Annotated in this window: 14 protein-coding genes; 7 read left to right on the forward strand and 7 right to left on the reverse strand. The window is 57.7% G+C overall.

Annotated elements, in window-relative coordinates; translation table 11 throughout:
* Positions 1-125: 125 nt before the first annotated feature.
* Positions 126-386, reverse strand: coding sequence for a hypothetical protein (locus FS819_RS20495; RefSeq protein ID WP_156547423.1), 261 nt, complete (start codon positions 384-386; stop codon positions 126-128).
* A gap of 127 nt (positions 387-513) precedes the next feature.
* Positions 514-2,277 carry a malto-oligosyltrehalose trehalohydrolase gene (treZ, locus tag FS819_RS20500; protein WP_156547424.1) on the reverse strand — a complete coding sequence of 588 codons (1,764 nt, stop codon included), beginning with the start codon at positions 2,275-2,277 and terminating at the stop codon, positions 514-516.
* Between the two features lie 188 nt (positions 2,278-2,465).
* Between treZ and treY the strand changes: the two genes are divergently transcribed.
* From treY to FS819_RS20520, 4 genes are all read left to right on the forward strand, one after another.
* A complete protein-coding gene (gene treY / locus FS819_RS20505) occupies positions 2,466-4,997 on the forward strand; it encodes a malto-oligosyltrehalose synthase (RefSeq protein WP_156547425.1) in 2,532 nt (843 codons plus the stop codon).
* A gap of 111 nt (positions 4,998-5,108) precedes the next feature.
* Positions 5,109-5,540, forward strand: coding sequence for an OsmC family protein (locus FS819_RS20510; RefSeq protein WP_156547426.1), 432 nt, complete (start codon positions 5,109-5,111; stop codon positions 5,538-5,540).
* Positions 5,541-5,718: 178 nt separating this feature from the next.
* Entirely contained in the window at positions 5,719-6,642 is a 924-nt protein-coding gene (locus FS819_RS20515) for an SHOCT domain-containing protein (protein ID WP_156547427.1), read from the forward strand.
* Between the two features lie 321 nt (positions 6,643-6,963).
* Positions 6,964-8,463: an FAD/NAD(P)-binding protein gene (locus FS819_RS20520; protein ID WP_197434025.1), complete on the forward strand. Its 1,500-nt coding sequence runs from the start codon at positions 6,964-6,966 to the stop codon at positions 8,461-8,463.
* Between the two features lie 47 nt (positions 8,464-8,510).
* Here the strand turns inward: FS819_RS20520 and FS819_RS20525 are convergent, their stop codons facing one another.
* The 3 genes from FS819_RS20525 to FS819_RS20535 are packed head-to-tail and all read right to left on the reverse strand — an operon-like array spanning position 8,511 to position 11,195.
* Positions 8,511-9,338, reverse strand: coding sequence for an ATP-binding cassette domain-containing protein (locus FS819_RS20525; RefSeq protein WP_156547429.1), 828 nt, complete (start codon positions 9,336-9,338; stop codon positions 8,511-8,513).
* Between the two features lie 5 nt (positions 9,339-9,343).
* Positions 9,344-10,186 (reverse strand): ABC transporter permease subunit, encoded by an 843-nt coding sequence (locus tag FS819_RS20530; protein WP_234624460.1) that lies wholly within the window; start codon positions 10,184-10,186, stop codon positions 9,344-9,346.
* A 40-nt stretch (positions 10,187-10,226) separates the two neighbouring features.
* Complete coding sequence (locus tag FS819_RS20535) at positions 10,227-11,195, reverse strand: aliphatic sulfonate ABC transporter substrate-binding protein (RefSeq protein ID WP_156547430.1); 969 nt, start codon at positions 11,193-11,195, stop codon at positions 10,227-10,229.
* A 383-nt stretch (positions 11,196-11,578) separates the two neighbouring features.
* On the opposite strand from FS819_RS20535, the gene FS819_RS20540 reads away from it, so the two are divergent.
* From FS819_RS20540 to FS819_RS20550, 3 genes are all read left to right on the forward strand, one after another.
* On the forward strand, positions 11,579-12,544 hold the full coding sequence (locus tag FS819_RS20540; RefSeq protein ID WP_156547431.1) for an aliphatic sulfonate ABC transporter substrate-binding protein: 966 nt from the start codon (positions 11,579-11,581) through the stop codon (positions 12,542-12,544).
* Positions 12,545-12,569: 25 nt separating this feature from the next.
* On the forward strand, positions 12,570-13,760 hold the full coding sequence (ssuD, locus tag FS819_RS20545; RefSeq protein ID WP_156547432.1) for an FMNH2-dependent alkanesulfonate monooxygenase: 1,191 nt from the start codon (positions 12,570-12,572) through the stop codon (positions 13,758-13,760).
* A gap of 269 nt (positions 13,761-14,029) precedes the next feature.
* On the forward strand, positions 14,030-14,497 hold the full coding sequence (locus FS819_RS20550; RefSeq protein WP_012653833.1) for an RrF2 family transcriptional regulator: 468 nt from the start codon (positions 14,030-14,032) through the stop codon (positions 14,495-14,497).
* A gap of 133 nt (positions 14,498-14,630) precedes the next feature.
* On the opposite strand, the gene FS819_RS20555 is transcribed toward FS819_RS20550, so the two are convergent.
* Together FS819_RS20555 and FS819_RS20560 are read right to left on the reverse strand one after the other, a co-directional pair.
* The gene (locus FS819_RS20555; protein WP_156547433.1) at positions 14,631-15,179 is read right to left on the reverse strand and encodes a flavin reductase family protein; all 549 of its coding nucleotides are present in this window, start codon (positions 15,177-15,179) and stop codon (positions 14,631-14,633) included.
* Positions 15,180-15,490: 311 nt separating this feature from the next.
* Positions 15,491-16,663, reverse strand: a complete 1,173-nt coding sequence (locus FS819_RS20560; RefSeq protein ID WP_197434024.1) for an acyl-CoA dehydrogenase family protein — start codon at positions 16,661-16,663, stop codon at positions 15,491-15,493.
* Positions 16,664-16,700: the final 37 nt, after the last annotated feature.

The raw sequence follows: 16,700 nt of genomic DNA on the forward strand, positions 1-16,700 counted from the left end.
TGATATTTGAATCTACTGATGTTGCTATGTTCGGTGCAAAAACGTATTTTTAAATACTATTCACCCTTGGTGATCTGTATTTCTGTCGTTTTTTGATTGGATATAAGTCCCCAGCAATATTTTAATCACAGCGCCGCCACCCGTGGTGTATGGCGACCAATGATAATCTCCCTATTCTCCTCCCATTTCTGGTAGAGAAGGGATTGACGAATGTAAAATTCCAATTCGCAATAGAATGTATTGATTTGATAAATGACCTGAGGCGGAGAGGTCTTGTTTCCGCACTGCGGACGTAGCGCCGTGTTGATGAGATTTTGACTATCTCGCATTGCATGTCCGCTTGGAGCGACCTCAAGAACTACTGCAAGAGCCGTTGTCGGGGTCACACCCTATAGCTCCACGAATCGGGTGTAACTCAAGTTGAAAATATTCAGCATATACAATGCGTTACAGAGCCAGGCACTCTATGTGGTGCCTGGCGCTGTCGTTCAGATTGGCAGGGTTGCCTTCGCCTCAGCGAGAGCCGATATGCCAAACAACGGCCCAGGGGCCGAGCTGGTTACCCGGCTGGGCGCCGAACGTGAAAAAACAATCTCCGCTTGCCTTTACGGGGCTTTTTACATCCTCGGCAGACAGATTGGCGGTGAGTGTCAGGACGTGTTCGCTGAGCGTCCAGCGCACAGTTATCACGTGTCCCTGACTGCTATGGCTGGTGATATGGCCGCGCGTATCGCGGAGAAGAGGAGTGATTTTTTCTTTTCGCAACGCCAGCAATTCGCGGTAAAATTTCAAAATATCGCCGTCTTGCTGGTCTGGTTCCCATGATAGTTTGGCGCTGTTGAACGTTGTCTGTGCTGTTGGGTCGGATGCATCCTCGGCATCGAAGCCGGGTAGCCTCGACAGTTCCTTGCGTCGTCCCTGCCTTACCGCTTCATTCAGCTCTTCATTGAAATCGCAAAAGAATGGAAAGGTGGTCTTTGCGCCCCATTCCTCTCCCATGAACAGCATGGGGATCTGCGGGGCCAAAAGATAAACCGCCGCCAGAGCCTTCAACGCCTCTGATGGTTGGGATGCGGCCATCCTGTCGCCCATGGCGCGATTACCGATCTGGTCATGGTTTTGGATGAAGGAAATAAAGGCAGTGGGTGGCAGATGGGCGCTCGGCATGCCTCTTTCCTTCCCACTATAGGGCATGTGCTCGCCTTGGTAGACAAAGCCCTCCGCCAGCGCCCGGCCCAGTTTCGAGGTGTCGTTTGCGTAATCCTGATAATAGCCGAAGCTTTCACCGGTGGCAGTGATGTGCAGGACATGGTGGATGTCGTCATTCCATTGTGCGGTGAAATGGAGGGGCGCCCCATTTTCATCACGCTCGAGCAGGACGGCATTGTTGTCTTCATTCTCGACGATCAGATGCACGGCCCGTCCGGGCGCGCAAGCGCGTGTCCGCCTGGCGATATCATGCAGGATATGGGGTTTGCGCTCGTCCTCTATGGCATGCACCGCATCGAAGCGCAGTCCGTCGACCCGAAACTCGTCCACCCAGTACATGGCGTTACGCACGACGAATTCACGCACGGCTTCCGACTGGTCGCCATCGTAATTGACGCCCGGCCCCCAGGGCGTGATGTGCTTGTCGGTAAAGATCGGTGCATAGGCGGGAAGATAATTTCCGTCCGGGCCGAAGTGATTATAGACCACATCGAGAAAGATGCAGATGCCGCGTGCATGGGCTTCGTCCACCAACCGCTTCAGATCTTCCGGTCGGCCGTAGCTGCTATCGGGTGCGTAGGGTAATACGCCGTCATAGCCCCAGTTCCACCGGCCCGGAAAGTCGCTAATTGGCATGAGTTGCAGCGCGGTGACGCCAAGGTTTTTCAGGTGGTCCAGCCGCTCGATGATGGCTATAAATGTCCCAGCGGGCGTGAAGCTTCCCACGTGAAGTTCATAGATCACGATCTCTTCCCAAGGCAGCCCTTGCCATTGGGGCTGCTGCCAGTCGTAGGCTGGGTCTATGACCTCGCTTGGCCCATGGACATCATCGGGTTGGAAGCGTGAGGCGGGATCGGGAACAGCAAGGCCATCCTCCAGGATGAAGTTATAACGGCATCCGGCCCCAACCTCCGGCACTTCGGCGCTGTACCAACCATTTTCACCGGCTGTCATGAGACAAGGCTCCTGGCCCTCGATCTTCAGCAGAACCTTTTCCTGAAGCGGTGCCCAAAGGCTGAAGATCGTGCCGTTGCCGGAAAGAACCGGGCCAAATGTCATGTCCTGCATCGTGTCTCCTGCGCATATCGATCCATGATCGGGCAAACCGAGGCGTTAACTTCCAAAGGGCTCCGGTGTTCCGTCTTCCCGGTATTTGATGCCGACTATATCGGCATTCCGCCGCCATTATTGGCCGTGACCGCGTGGAACCGAAGGCGGCCAGCCGTGTTACTGGCAAACACCATCAAGAGGGCAGCATGACCATCCCAACAGCGACCTACCGCCTGCAATTTCGAAACGGCATAACATTCGATCATGCGATCGATCTTATTGCGCATTTGAAATCGATGAGCATCAGCCATCTCTATGCATCGCCAATCTTCACGGCTACCCGTGGCTCCACCCACGGTTATGATGTGGTGGACGCCAACGAGATCGACCCGGCCATCGGCGGAAAAGCCGGTTTTGAGCGGATGTGCGTAGCGCTTGCGAAGGCAGATATCGGCCTGATCCTCGATATCGTTCCCAACCATATGGCGGCTTCAGTCGAAAACGCCTGGTGGTACGATGTGCTGCGAAATGGCAGCCGCAGCGCCTATGCCGGGCATTTCGATATTGACTGGAGCCGGAAGCTGACCTTGCCGGTGCTTGGCAACACCCTTGAGGAAGCCCTTGCCGATGGTGAGTTGACTGTCATACGAGATGACAACGCTGACCAGTTCAGCCTTGCCTATTTCGAGACGCATATTCCCTTGAGCGATGAAAGCATCCAGCAAGCACTGGTCGCGGAAAATACCGATCGGGCGGCATTGGCCGAGGTGCTCGCGTCGCCTGAAAAAATCAGGGCGTTACTCGATGCCCAGCATTGGCAGCTTCAGCATTGGAAACAGGCCGCCGAAAGCCTGAGCTATCGCCGCTTTTTCGAAGTCACCGGCCTGGTAGGTGTCTGCGTGGAAAAACCGCAGGTATTCGACGATAGCCACCGGTTGATCCTCGATCTGGTGCGGTCAGGGCAGGTTCAGGGATTGCGGATCGATCATGTCGATGGGCTGGCTGACCCGGCAGGCTATCTCGCTCGCCTGCGCGAGGCGACGGGGCCGCAGACTTATATCACTGTTGAGAAAATTCTGGGGGCAGGTGAGGTGATTGCGCCAAGCTGGCCGGTGTCCGGCACGACGGGCTATGAATTCATCACCGCCCTGTCGCAGCTCTACATCGATGGCGAGGGACTGGAGCGCCTTCAGCAGGCCTATAACGACACCGACGCCGGAGCGGCTGACTATGTCAAAGGCCTGTGGGACGCCAAGACCCGGATGGTTCAACGCAATTTCAAGGGCGAAGTCACCCGGCTGGTGGCGCTGGCAAAATCGATTGGCACCGGCCACGACGAGGACGAGTTGCGCAAGGCGATACAGGAATTGCTGATCGCTTTTCCAGTTTACCGGACCTATGGCTATCATGGCGGCCTCGATGCGCAGGACAAAATTGTCCTGGAAAAGGTCGTCGCGCAGGCACGGCTCTGGGGAGTGGATAATGGAGCGCTTGGTGTTATCGAACGCCTGTTGCTCGGCGGGTTCGAGGCGGAGGCGGCAGATGAGTTCCGCACCCGCTTCCAGCAGTTGAGCGGTCCTGTCATGGCCAAGGCCTTGGAAGATACGCTTTTCTACCGCTACAATCGCCTGATTGCCGCAAACGAGGTTGGTGGCGAGCCAGCCCATCCGCCGGGTGGTGTCCGCGCCTTCCACGCAGCGATGATCGAGCGCTTGCAGACCCAGAAGCATGGTCTCACTGCAAGCTCGACCCATGATACCAAGCGTGGCGAGGATGCGCGCGCCCGTCTCTACACCCTGTCGGAAGGGGCGGATGCCTGGATCGACGGTGTGAGCCGCTGGCGCCAGATGCATCGCGGCAACCTCACCTCCTTGCCGGATGGTCCCGCTCCCGATCCGAATGTGGAGTGGATGCTATATCAGTCCTTGGCAGGGATCTGGCTCGCGCCGACCGAAGCTACCGATCCTGCCATGCTGGCCGATCGCTTTCTGGCCTATACTGAAAAAGCGCTTCGGGAGGCCAAGGTGCGAACGGATTGGGCTGAGCCAAACGAGGCTTTCGAACAGGCGGTGCGCTCCTATGCCGAGCAGTTGGTGTCACCGGAAAACCAAAGCTTCCTGACGGATTTCAGCGAAACGCTTCGGCCCTTCATGGCGGCGGGCGAGGTCAACAGCCTCTCCCAGACGCTGATCAAGCTCACGGCGCCGGGTGTGCCGGATATTTACCAGGGAACCGAGGGCAAGGACGATAGCCTTGTCGATCCGGACAATCGCCGCATCATCGACTATCAGGCGCTGGCCGCCGAGATGAGTGCGCCCGCAAATGAGCGCCCCGTCTCTTTCATCCAGCGCAAGCAAAGGCTGATCCGGGAGGTGCTTGCCCTTCGTAGCCGCCATGCCAGCCTGTTCAATGACGGTGATTACGTGCCGCTGGAGGTCACTGGCCATGCCCGGGATCACGTCATCGCTTTCGCTCGGGTACAGGGGAATGATATCGCGCTGACTATTGCGCCAAGATTGGTGTTTGGCCGGATCGATCCTGAGACGGCAAGGGTTGCAGCGGCCTTTTGGGCGGATACCATGATTGTTTGCCCTGAGAGCGTACAGGGGCCGTTGCACGATATTCTGTCAGGCCGGTCGTTCAATCGTGAACAGATGCTGGTTTCGAACTTGCTCGAAGGCGACGATATCGCCTTGCTGGTGACGCCTTCACTCACTGCACGCGACATTCGGGGATAGGGGAACCGATCTTGCTCCGGGGTGTTAACCCAACATCCCAGCCCATGACCCGCTTATGAACGGAGAGGCAGGGTCCCAGATTTGGTCCAGTACGCATAAAAGGAGATTGCCATGAAGATCGAAAAATACGGTTCTGCCCAGTGGTCAGGTGGTTTGAAAGACGGAAAAGGCAAGGTTTCGACGCAGAGCGGCGCCTTGGATGCCTATCCTTACGGCTTCAATACCCGCTTTGAAGGTGTCACCGGCAGCAACCCGGAGGAACTGATCGGTGCGGCACACGCGGCTTGCTTCACTATGGCCTTGTCGATGATGCTGGGCGAGGCTGGATTGACCGCCGACAGCCTGGAAACCAAGGCCAATGTGACCCTGGAAAAGCAGGAGGCTGGTTTTGCCATCACGGCCATCGAGCTTGTCCTGAAGGGTAAAGTCCCCGGTGCCGATGAAGCCCGGTTTACGGAAATTGCCAATCAGGCTAAGGCGGGATGCCCGGTTTCCAAGGCCCTGGCCTCCGTGCCGATTAGCCTCAGCGTTACCCTGGGATAACCAGTTACCCTGGGTGGTCTGGGTCCGGTCTGGCTTGAATGCTAGGCCGGGCTTTTGTGCTTTTTCAAGAGATGATATCCGCCTTTTCGACGCCCCCTGTGATAAACGGCTGGCACGTGCTAGGCACACTTAGCAGCTTGACAATCACGGATCGCTGCCAACCGCGAGGGACGCTGTTATGCCGACACTGAGTGACGAGGGCCAAGCGCGTCTGAGCGACATTGCCACCCGCCATGGGGTCAGCTTCGGGGCGGTGGAACATTTGCTGATGGCGTTGATGGCTGGCAACGGCTACCAGGCCCAGTTCAACCACCCGGATCTCGGTGGCATGGGGCAATGGTCGCAGGGTGGCATGACCATGGTCGGCGATATGTTCAACAACGGGCTGAAGGCCCGGGTTGACAATCTCTGCTCGGATATCGCCACGCTGCTGCAAACCAGTGATCTGCATCGCCCGGCGTCCGGCTACGCCTCATCGTCGCAATCACAGTCGCAGGGAAATGGCGGGTTTGGTACCTTTTCGAGCGGTGTCAGCCTCTTCATCCCCGGCAGTCTTTCAGCCGCAAACTGGTGGCCAGCCGATCTTGGCTTTCCGGCCTCGACCGGTGCTCAGAACAATTTGCGCTATGCGTTTTTTCCGTCAAGCCGCAGACTGGCGATTGATATTGGCGGGCGCACCACAGTCTACGATACCAGAGACCACCAGATCGGCGGATTTTCCCAGCAGCAGGGCGGTGATCAGACGCTGAGCTTTACCTCCCAATATGGGCTGGTGCGGATCTCAGAGCTTGAAGTCGTGTCTCCCGGTACGAATTCGCCCGTTACGAATGGGATAGGCGAGGCCGCGACTGCACCCCTCGCGCCGGTCATGCCACCCGTCGCCACTGTTTTTGACCATCCCGAACCAGCGAGTGAGCCTTTGGCGTCGGAGATTCAGGCATTTTCGGCAGGGACGTCTCCCATGCCTCCAACCGTTCCCCCGGCAGCCAGTGACGATGAGATCTTTGCCAAGATCGAGAAACTCGCCGCCCTGCATGGCCGCGGCATCCTGACCGACAAGGAATATCAGGACAAAAAGGCCGATCTTCTGTCGAGGCTTTGATCGTAGATAAACTCTGCTCGACGAGTGACATTCGGGATCTGGGATGATGGGGTGGTCGGGCAGGCCGCCGCATAATTGCGCCTGTAGGGCCATGTCGCGTCATTAAAAAAGCTCTGCGAAAATAGACGCTTATCACCTGCTTTTTCCACAACTATAGGTCGTGTTTTCCAGGGTGCAAATAGGTCCAGTGGACATCTTTCAATTTAAATCTATATATTTTATAGTCAATACGCAGTGGCAGGAATCGAGGACTGGCAAATTCAACAGGCACTCAGGGCATGCCTGTAGGGCTATCCTGAATGCCGCTTGATGGAGGGCATCATGCTCCAGTTTATTTCAGGGGTTTCGCACTTTGGGGTTTCCCAAGCGAAAAGCAGCATTTCGCCTGCCCGCAAGACAGTCGTTATTGTCGGTGGAGGCTTTGCCGGCGCGTCAGTGGCGCGGTTTTTGGCGCAGCGGCAGGACGAAGATCTGCAAATTCTGGTATTTGAGCCGCGATCCATGCTGGGAGCTGGGCTTGCCTATGATACGGAAGATCCGGCTCTTCGCCTCAATGTTGAAGCAAACAGGATGATTGCTGACGGCAAGGAGCCGCTCGCCTTTGCCGAGTGGTTACGGCAATCCGGCGCGCTTGCGGACGATCCGGACGCCAAGGTCGAATGCACAGGCAGTGATGCCACGCAGGTGTTTGGCCGCCGTGAAGCCTTCGGTCGCTTCATGGCGGACCAGATGGCCCCCTATCTTGAAGAGGGTCGTATCCAGCACATCCGCGAGACGGTGGAAAGCGTGACCCGGATCGGGAGCCGCTGGCTTGTGACCGGCAATTTGGGCGCCTGGATCAAGGCCGATATCGTCGTCATGGCGGCTACCCACCCGGCTCCAAAGGCACCGCGGGCATTGCAATCAGCCCTGCAAGGTCATCCACGGTTCATTACCAATCCCGTCGCGGGCCAGAGTCTTTGCGGTATCCGTGCGACGGATCGGGTTCTTGTCGTCGGCATGGGGCTGACGGCAGCGGATATTGTCGCCAGTTTAACGGCCCGTGGCCATCGTGGCGAGATCACCGCCTTTTCAAGGCGCGGCATGTCGTCCCGCGGCCATACTCTTCAGCCCCAGGACTGGTCTTGCTCGTTCAGCGAGGATGATTGTCGCTCGGTAAGGTCGTTGATACGTGCCGTGCGGCGTGCGGTGGCCGATGCGCAGGCCCATGGCGTGACCTGGCATGCGGTGACCGACGCCCTGCGCAAACAGGGCCAGACCATTTGGGCGCGTCTCAATACGACGGAACGAAAACGGCTGCTGCGCCACGCCCGCCGTCTTTGGGACGTGCATCGCTACCGGCTGCCACCCCAGGCGCAGGCCATTTGGCAGGATAGGATGGCTGAGGGCAGTCTGACACTTGCCTCAGGCCGGATGATCAAGATCGAGCGGGGTATCGAGACCATCGCCCTTGATCTCGTGGTGGCCTCGACCGGGCTGGTGGAGCGCAAGCGGTTCGACTGGGTGGTGCTGGCAACAGGCCCCGATCATGCCAGTGTCCTGAAATCGCAATCGATGTTGCTGACACTAGAAAGCACGGGCCACCTCCAGGCCGATGCTTATGGGCTCGGTATCGCCTGCGATGAGGCCGGTCAGGCCATTGCTATCGATGGGCGACCGCAAGCGGATTTGTTCATTGCTGGACCACTGGCCCGCGGTACGTTTGGCGAGTTGATGGGCGTTCCAGAAGTCGCCCGGCAGGCCGAACTTGTCGCAGATCGTATCGCCGACGCCGTTATAGTGAGCCGCAGCATGGCAAGCCATAGCGTCGAAGCGCGATAGTAGTGTGCTGCCAGCCCGACCGCTTCGGTGCCGGGCTGGCGTAGTCCTCATGCAGGGGCCGCGTCTCCCAGCAGTTTCTCCAATATCTGTGCTTCGATTGCTGCGCATTCCGCCGTGGCGTGCCGCCTTGGGCGTGGCAATGCAACCTTGAGGTCGAGCGCGATGCGTCCGGCGTCGATGACGACGATCCGGTCGGCGAGGGCGACGGCCTCCGACACATCATGGGTGACCAGCACCGCCGTAAACCGCTGCTTTTGCCAGATCCGTTCCAGCAATTGCTGCATTTCGATCCGGGTCAGCGCATCGAGCGCGCCTAGCGGTTCATCCAGGGCCAGAATATGCGGATGCGCCGCCAAGGCGCGGGCAAGCGCGACGCGCTGTTTCTGGCCGCCGGAGAGAACGGAGGGCCATTCGCTGGCCCGTGCGCCAAGGCCAACCTCTTCCAACAGGGCGCGGGCCGCCGAAAGCGCTTCCTTGCCCTTGGCAATTCCGGTCAGTCCGACGGCGACATTGTCGTCGATCTTTGCCCAGGGCAGAAGGCGTGGCTCCTGAAACATCATTCGAACCCGGGCAGCATCGCTCTTGTCGGCATGATGGACAAGTTCGCCGGAACTTGGCTTGTCCAGCCCAGCCAGCAACCGCAGCAGGGTGCTTTTGCCGCAGCCGCTCTTGCCGATGATCGCCAGGAACTCACCTTCTGCGACATCAAGGTTTATGCCATCCAGCACGGTCTGTGTCCCGAAATTCTTTCGGACATTGCGGAAGGAAAACGCCGGGCGGGCGCTGGCAAGCACCGGTTGGGATGCCTGTTCCTGTCTTTTTGCAGGGTGTATTTCCTGAATTGGCCGAAGCCGCGTCACTGTTGTTGCGGTCATGGGTCTTACCTCGCTGTCTGGTAGGCCGGATGCCATTGCAGGAACACGCGCTCCAGGAAACGGGCAAGCAGATCCGCCAGTTTGCCGAGCAGCGCATAGATGAGAATAGAGAGAACAACCACGTCGATCAGCAGGAACTCACGGGCCTGCATGGCCATGTAACCAAGACCGGAAGACGCGGCGATGGTTTCGGCGACGATCAGCGTCAGCCACATGATGCCAAGGCCGTAGCGCAGTCCGGCAAAAATCGCGGGCAGGGCGCCCGGCAGGATAACCTTGCGAAACAGCCGGTAAGGCTTCATGCCGTAAAGGCGGCCCATTTCCACCAGTTGCGGATCGACGCTCTGGATGCCCAGCAGGGTGTTGACATAGATGGGGAAGAACACGCCAAGCGCGACAAGAAAGAGCTTGGCCTCCTCATCGATGCCAAACCACAGAATAACCAGCGGGATCAGTGCCAGATGGGGAATATTGCGCACCATCTGCAAGGTCGTATCGGTAATGCCGCGGCTCAATGCGGACAGGCCGTTGAGCAGACCGAGTGCGAAACCGATGCCGCCGCCAATCGCAAAGCCCGCCAGCGCCCTTACGGTGGAGACGCCGATATTGGTTGGCAATTCGCCCGATAACGTCAGCCGCCAGAAGGCTTCGGCGACGGCAGACGGTGCCGGTAACACGTTTTGCTGCAACAATCCGGCGCGCGACGATGCTTCCCAGGCAATCAGGATCAGCAAAGGCAGCGCCCAGCCGATGCTGTTGCCAGCCAACCGCGACAGGCCAGCTCCGAACCATGCAAATCCTAGCGAGGGTGCATGTCCGGCATCTTGTCTGATGTTTGAATTCTGCATCGCTTCAACTCCGGATCATTATCTTCAGTTGCCTGGGTCTTTAGTTGGCTGGCGCAACCCACACGGCGTCTTTGATGTTGATTTTCTTCGGGATCAGGCCGAGCCGGAAGAAACGGTCTGCCGTCTCTTGCTGGGTCGCCACGATCTCGTCGGTAATCTTGAAAATGCCGAACTCGGCCCGGTTGGCAGCCAAAGTCTGGGCGTTGAGCGGCACGCCGGTAATGTCATGCAGGGCGGCGGCCAATTGATCGCGATTGTTGGCGGACCATTCAGCCGCAACAGTGAGCGCCTTCAGCACGGTTGCCAATGTGTCGGGATGGCTTGCTGCAAAGTCGCGATTGGCGAGAAAATAGGTTTTGACGTCAAGCACTTCGCTGGAGCGGGCGAGCGTCACCAGATCGTATCGGGTCTCGGCAATCGCCAGGAACGGGTCCCAGACGGCCCAGGCGTCCACCTTGTCGCTGGCAAAGGCCGCCGCCGCATCCGCCGGACCCAGATAGACCGGGGTGATCTCATCAAAGCCGATCCCGGCCTTTTCCAGGGCAACCACAACGAGGTTATGGGCGCTGGTGCCTTTGCCAACCGCAACCTTGCGGCCCTTGAGACCGGCCAGATCCTTGATGCCGGAACTGGCCTTGACGACGATGCCCTCGCCCTTGCCATTCGGCGGCAGCGCCGCAGCATAGACAATGGCTGCCCCGGATGCCTGACCGAAAATTGGCGGCGCATCTCCGGTCCAGCCGACATGGACGGAGCCGACATTCAAGGCCTCGACCAGCGGTGGCCCGGCGGCAAACTCCACCCAGGACACTGAGATCCCCTGCGATTTGAGGGCGGCTTCGATCACGCCTTGCTGGCGTGCGATGACCGGCAGACCGGTTTTCTGGTAGCCGATTTTCAAGGTACCCAATCCTTCGGCCCGAGCGCGGAAGGCAGCGCCAAGCGTCAGGGATAAAACGAGGGAGCCAAGGGCACCGGTCGCAAACAGGCGGCGGGTCAATTCTGTCATGTTGCGTCTCTTGAAAACCTAAGTCCGGGCAATGGCGCCTTAGATTAAAGTATATAGTCTATGGAAATAATGGAGATAATATCGATCAATATTCTGCAAATTGCGGAAACAAATTTCCCCATTGGTGCGGCTTTTAGGTTGGGATGTGCGTCGAGGATGTCCTTGGATGGTATGGACCTGTGCTGGGTGAAAACCGGCTCTGTTCGTGCAGGTCGGGATCTGGGCATTCGGGAAAGACGAAATTCCGACCCCTGGAGACGGGAAAATGGCGGCAGGAAATTTCCGCAGTCGCCCATAAAGCGAAAAATATACCTTACAAATTCCATAGACTAAATCATCATATAGGCCTGACGAATGCGACAGACCGAAGGAAGAGACCGCTGATGATCAACCGCAGACAGACCCTTGGCTTGCTTGGCGCTACCGGCACCATCCTCGCCTTGCCGGCAATCCGTACCGCGCAGGCGGCAACCACGACATTGCGGATCGGTTGGCAGAAGAATGGTGTGCTGGCGCTGGCCAAGCGCACGGGCGCGCTGGAAAAGCGTCTGGCTGCACGCGGCATTAGCGTGACATGGGCCGAGTTCACCTCCGGCCCGCCGCTGCTGGAAGCGCTAGGCGCCGGTGCGCTCGATTTCGGTCCGACAGGAGATGTGCCGCCACTGTTTGCCCAGGCGGCGGGCGGCAATCTTCTTTATGTCGGCACGTATAAGGGAGCACCCTCCGGCACGGCATTGCTTGTGCACAAGGATTCGCCGATCCAGACGATTGCCGATCTCAAGGGCAAGAAGCTAGCCTTCAAACGCGGCTCGAGCGCTCATAATTTCGTGGTCAAGGCGCTGAAAACGGCCGGATTGACGCCAGCCGATGTCAAGGCAGCGGATCTGTCGCCTGCCGATGCGGGGGCGGCATACAAATCTGGAAATGTCGATGCCTGGGCGATCTGGGACCCTTATTTTGCCGTGGCCGAGACCGATCCCAATGCCAGGGTGCTGACGACGGCAAGCGGCATTGTCGATAGCTGGAGCTTCTATTTCGGCAATGGTGATTTCACCGTTAAAAACCCGGAGGTGATCACTGAGGTTATCGATGAATTGCGCAAGACCGGTGTTTGGGCCCAGAGCCATCTGGATGAAACCATCACCGCGCTTGCCGAAATCACCGGCGTGCCGCGCGACACGACAAAGACCGTGCTGACCCGGCCCGGCGCCGATCTGGGTAGCGTTTCCACCCTGAACGATGAGGCCATCGCCTATCAGCAGGCCTTGGCCGACGAGTTTCACGCCCTGCAAATCCTGCCGAAGCCTTTGAAGATCGCCGAGATCGTCTGGCGCCCGAAGGCCAGCTGAACCATTTTCATGAAAGGACTTGTCCATGTCTAAAACGTCCAATGCACAAAATGCGCGGCCCATCGATTTTCTCTGGTTCATCCCCACATCTGGTGATGGCACCTATCTCGGCTCCAACGATCTGACCCGCCCTGTCGATCACGGCTATCTGCGTGAGATTGCCAGCGCCGTCGACCGGCTCGGCTATTACGGTGTTTTGCTGCCGACGGGGGTTGCCTGTGAGGAATCCTTCGTGACGGCGGCATCGTTGGCCGCCCACACCCAGAAGCTGAAATTTCTGGTCGCCATTCGTCCCGGCACCGCATCGCCCGCCTATTACGCGCGGTTGGCGGTCGCCCTGGACCGGGTCTCGAACGGCCGCACGCTGCTGAATATCGTTGTCGGCGGCAGCCCTTCGGAATTGGCGGGTGACGGTATTTTCGTCTCCCACGATGAACGCTATGCCCATGCCGACGAGTTTTTCACCGTCTGGGAGGATCTTCTAGGCAAGGGCCATGCCGATCTGAATGGCAAATATATTCGTGCAGAAGGGGCGCGCCTTGGCTTCCCGCCGGTGCAATCGCCGCGTCCGCCGCTCTATTTTGGCGGCTCGTCGGAGGCCGGGATCGATTTTGCCGCCCGTCGCGTCGACAAATACCTGACCTGGGGCGAGCCGCCAGCGCAGGTCAAGGAAAAGGTCGAGGCTGTGCGCGCTGCTGCTGCCCGCAGCGGGCGGGATGTCTCCTTTGGCATCCGTCTGCACTTCATCGTCCGCGAAACCGATGAAGAGGCCTGGGCTGCCGCAGACAAGCTGATCTCTAAACTGTCCGATGAAACCATCCGCGAAACCCAGGCGCGCTTTGCCAAGGAATCCGATTCTGTCGGCCAGCGCCGCATGACGGAATTGCACAATGGTCGGCGCGACAAGCTGGAAGTCTCGCCCAATCTTTGGGCCGGGGTGGGACTGGTACGGGCAGGGGCCGGTACGGCCCTGGTCGGTTCGCCGGAAACAGTGGCGGAGCGCCTGCGGGAATATCAGGCCATTGGCATTGATACGGTGATCGGCTCCGGCTATCCGCATCTGGAAGAAGCCTACCGTGTGGCGGAACTGCTGTTTCCGAAGCTTGGTCTTGGCAGGTCGAGCGAAAACGACATTAAGCACAGCGATTTCGCCGATTCGAAAGTTTTTGCCGGCGGAGGCCATTCGGGCGGTTTCCGGGTCGTTTCAGGGTCCTGACGCTCTGCAAGTATCGCTTATTCACTATGCCGCCCTGGGTTGTTCCGGGGTGGCCTTGCCTTTTTTGATGCTTCCATGCAACGAACGGCGGTGAAACGTCGGTCGATCTGACGTTTGCCAGCCACAATCCCTTGCGGCAAAGCTTGAATATGAAATACATAATTTTTATATGTTTTTAAAATTCATGCTTTAGTTTGGCTTTATTGCCATGGTGAAATGCGGATGGGGCCGGGATTTGTCGGCCCGGAATGTTGGGAAAGCAGACAGTCATGCTGACGAAAAAAGGCAAATACGGTTTGAAAGCGCTGGTGGATCTGGCTCAGCTTGGACCGGGTGAAACAGCGTTCATCAGCGAGATTGCGCTCAGAAACAACATTCCGAAGAAGTTTCTCGACACCATTCTGCTCGAATTGCGCAATGGTGGCATCCTGCGGTCGAAAAAAGGCCCGGGCGGCGGTTACTCCTTGTCGCATCCCGCCAGCGAAATCCGTATTGGCCACGCCATTCGCCTGCTGGATGGGCCGCTTGCGCCGATCCGTTGTGCCAGCCGCACCGCTTTCGAAGCTTGCGATGATTGTGCCGATCCGGTCAACTGTCAGGTCCGGCGGTCGATGACCCAGGTGCGGGACGCCATTGCGGCGATTCTTGACAATATGACACTGGAACAATTCGTCGCTACGCCAAGCCTGAATGAGCTGACGCAGGATGAGCAGCAAGAAAAGCGCGCTACTGCATAATTCCTTAAATCGGCTTGGATTTATGGCTAAAATTATGCAGCAGATGTAAAGCGCTACGGCAGACCTCTAGACAGAAATCAGCCTGCCGGATCTGAATAATCCGGCAGGCTGATTTTTTGCTGTGGCCGCAAGGTCAGCCCAAAATCGGTGTGAAATTGCCGTAACGGCCGTTCTGATAGGCCAGTGGGTTGCCTTCGCTGAGCTGGATCGAAATGACCCGGCCAATGATGATGCCGTGGCTATGGCGGTCGATGATCTCTTCCACTTCGCAGTCGATTGCGGCGAGCGCGCCGACCAGCAGCGATGCGCCGCTAGGCCCGACTATCCAATTTGACCCGTCATAGCGTGCCTCTCCCTTCAGACCCCCAACGCCGGCAAAACGATTGGCGACAGGCTCGTCATGGCTCGCAAGGATGTTGAGGCCGAAATGACCGTATTTCCGGATCACCGGATAGCTGGAAGAGGTCCGGTTGATATTGACGATAACCGTTGGAGGATCGACCGACAAAGCGGTGGCGGAGGTCACGGTTGCACCAGTGCGCTCTGGCCCCTGGCCCGCCGTGATCACCGAAACCTGGCCGCTGACGTGGCGCATGGCCGATTTCAGCAGACCCGGCTCGACGGACGGCTGCGGATAGGGCGTAGCGTTGGCGTCCTTGCGCGGCATGGTGAGGATCGTCATGAGCAATCTCCAATTGGCTGTCTTTTCCTGCCGGTCAAAATGGAATCTCACGGCTCTTTTGTCAAAGTAATCCATAATTTCAATAGATTATATTATGGGAAAAAAATTCTAAAAAATGGCGATCTTTTGCATTCCTAGGCCCATAAACACTTCAAAGCTGCAATGCATACAATAGAATCTACTAGAAATGTTAGAGCCTATCAGCTTCAGACTGAACTGATAGGCTCTCACTTCTCTGGTTTTCGTTTGTTTTTCGGGAAAACGATTGTCCATTTTTTCTAAGCCAAACTCTGGCAGCATTCATCGGCAAGTCAGCCGTTGGAATCATCATCTGAAAAACCGCTCAAGCCAAGTGTACCTTTGCGCAAAAGCGAAACGATGATACCGGCATCAGCGCTTTGGAACTCGACCGCGCCAAGATGTGCGGTTGCATGTGCAAAGCGTGGGTCCGCTGCGACAGACTGAGCGATTGTCGAGGCTTCCACGGCTGCTGCATTGGCTGCCGATGCGATCAGGAAGGCGGTATGTCGATGCCGGTCCTGTGTGCCGATCTGGGCGGCATCAATGGCGCTGGCGGCTTTTTCGATCACGGCTTCGGCTGTTGCCAATCGCAGGGCGGCATCAGCGATGGCGTCGGTTTTTGATGGGTCAAAATCGGGTTCGAACGTGTCGTCAGGCAGATGAGAGGGGGCCAATACCGGGCTTCCGAACAATTGGCTGAATGCAGCTTTGCCTCTCCCCAGCTCTACGGATGCCTGCAACAGCAGGTCCATGGCTTGAGGCACATCCGGCCCCTGTGCCAAACGCCGAGCCTGCAATTGCGCGTCCTTTTCGCCTCTCTGGTCACGAAATAGCACCGGTTCACCCCGATCCGGCTGGCTTTTGTCTGAAAGGGAATTGGCGATCGGCGTTATCGCCGCCGCTGCGGCGGGGAAAAACAGATGGGCCGGCTCTTCAGCCTGGTCATGGACGGACACCATGATCCAATCGGCGGAAGCGGCGTTCGGTGACGCCATGCCGGTGCCATTCAATGACCAGCCAAGTCCATTATAGGAAAGGTGCAGGCCCCTGTCTTTCAGGCTTGCCGCAGACGGTGCTTTGACGCGCGCCAGGCGCATGCCTGCCAGTGCGGCAGCAAAGAAATAGGATTTCTGTGCTTCGCTGCCATGGCTGCGCAACAATTCCAATGCACTATAATGACCGGCAAGCATGGCCCCCAGGGTGGGACAAGCCTTTGCCAGCACACAGCAAATGGTCGATAACAACACATTTGAAACGTCGATCCCGCCGTAATCGGTCGAGACGGAAATGCCGAGAAGCCCTGACCTCAGCAGATGGTCGAGGATTGCTTTTTCATAGGACCCATCACCTGTCGGCACTGCACTTTCGACCAGGATATGCGCGACGCCAAGGGCTTCGTCCTCGGCTTTGATGAAGGCAACTGGTCTAGCCAGTCGGTCGAAAACGGGCGAGAATGTTCCCATGACGGCATCTCCCTTTTGTCTCGATTTCGAAATTCCG

The organism is Allorhizobium sp. Av2 (assembly GCF_021462805.2).
Lineage (GTDB): Bacteria > Pseudomonadota > Alphaproteobacteria > Rhizobiales > Rhizobiaceae > Allorhizobium > Allorhizobium vitis_G.

Bases quoted from the DNA above. Each gene is read 5' to 3' on its own strand.
- treZ (WP_156547424.1), bottom strand. From the start codon at position 2,277: ATGCAGGACATGACATTTGGCCCGGTTCTTTCCGGCAACGGCACGATC.
- treY (WP_156547425.1), top strand. From the start codon at position 2,466: ATGACCATCCCAACAGCGACCTACCGCCTGCAATTTCGAAACGGCATA.
- FS819_RS20510 (WP_156547426.1), top strand. From the start codon at position 5,109: ATGAAGATCGAAAAATACGGTTCTGCCCAGTGGTCAGGTGGTTTGAAA.
- FS819_RS20515 (WP_156547427.1), top strand. From the start codon at position 5,719: ATGCCGACACTGAGTGACGAGGGCCAAGCGCGTCTGAGCGACATTGCC.
- FS819_RS20520 (WP_197434025.1), top strand. From the start codon at position 6,964: ATGCTCCAGTTTATTTCAGGGGTTTCGCACTTTGGGGTTTCCCAAGCG.
- FS819_RS20525 (WP_156547429.1), bottom strand. From the start codon at position 9,338: ATGACCGCAACAACAGTGACGCGGCTTCGGCCAATTCAGGAAATACAC.
- FS819_RS20530 (WP_234624460.1), bottom strand. From the start codon at position 10,186: ATGCAGAATTCAAACATCAGACAAGATGCCGGACATGCACCCTCGCTA.
- FS819_RS20535 (WP_156547430.1), bottom strand. From the start codon at position 11,195: ATGACAGAATTGACCCGCCGCCTGTTTGCGACCGGTGCCCTTGGCTCC.
- FS819_RS20540 (WP_156547431.1), top strand. From the start codon at position 11,579: ATGATCAACCGCAGACAGACCCTTGGCTTGCTTGGCGCTACCGGCACC.
- ssuD (WP_156547432.1), top strand. From the start codon at position 12,570: ATGTCTAAAACGTCCAATGCACAAAATGCGCGGCCCATCGATTTTCTC.
- FS819_RS20550 (WP_012653833.1), top strand. From the start codon at position 14,030: ATGCTGACGAAAAAAGGCAAATACGGTTTGAAAGCGCTGGTGGATCTG.
- FS819_RS20555 (WP_156547433.1), bottom strand. From the start codon at position 15,179: ATGACGATCCTCACCATGCCGCGCAAGGACGCCAACGCTACGCCCTAT.
- FS819_RS20560 (WP_197434024.1), bottom strand. From the start codon at position 16,663: ATGGGAACATTCTCGCCCGTTTTCGACCGACTGGCTAGACCAGTTGCC.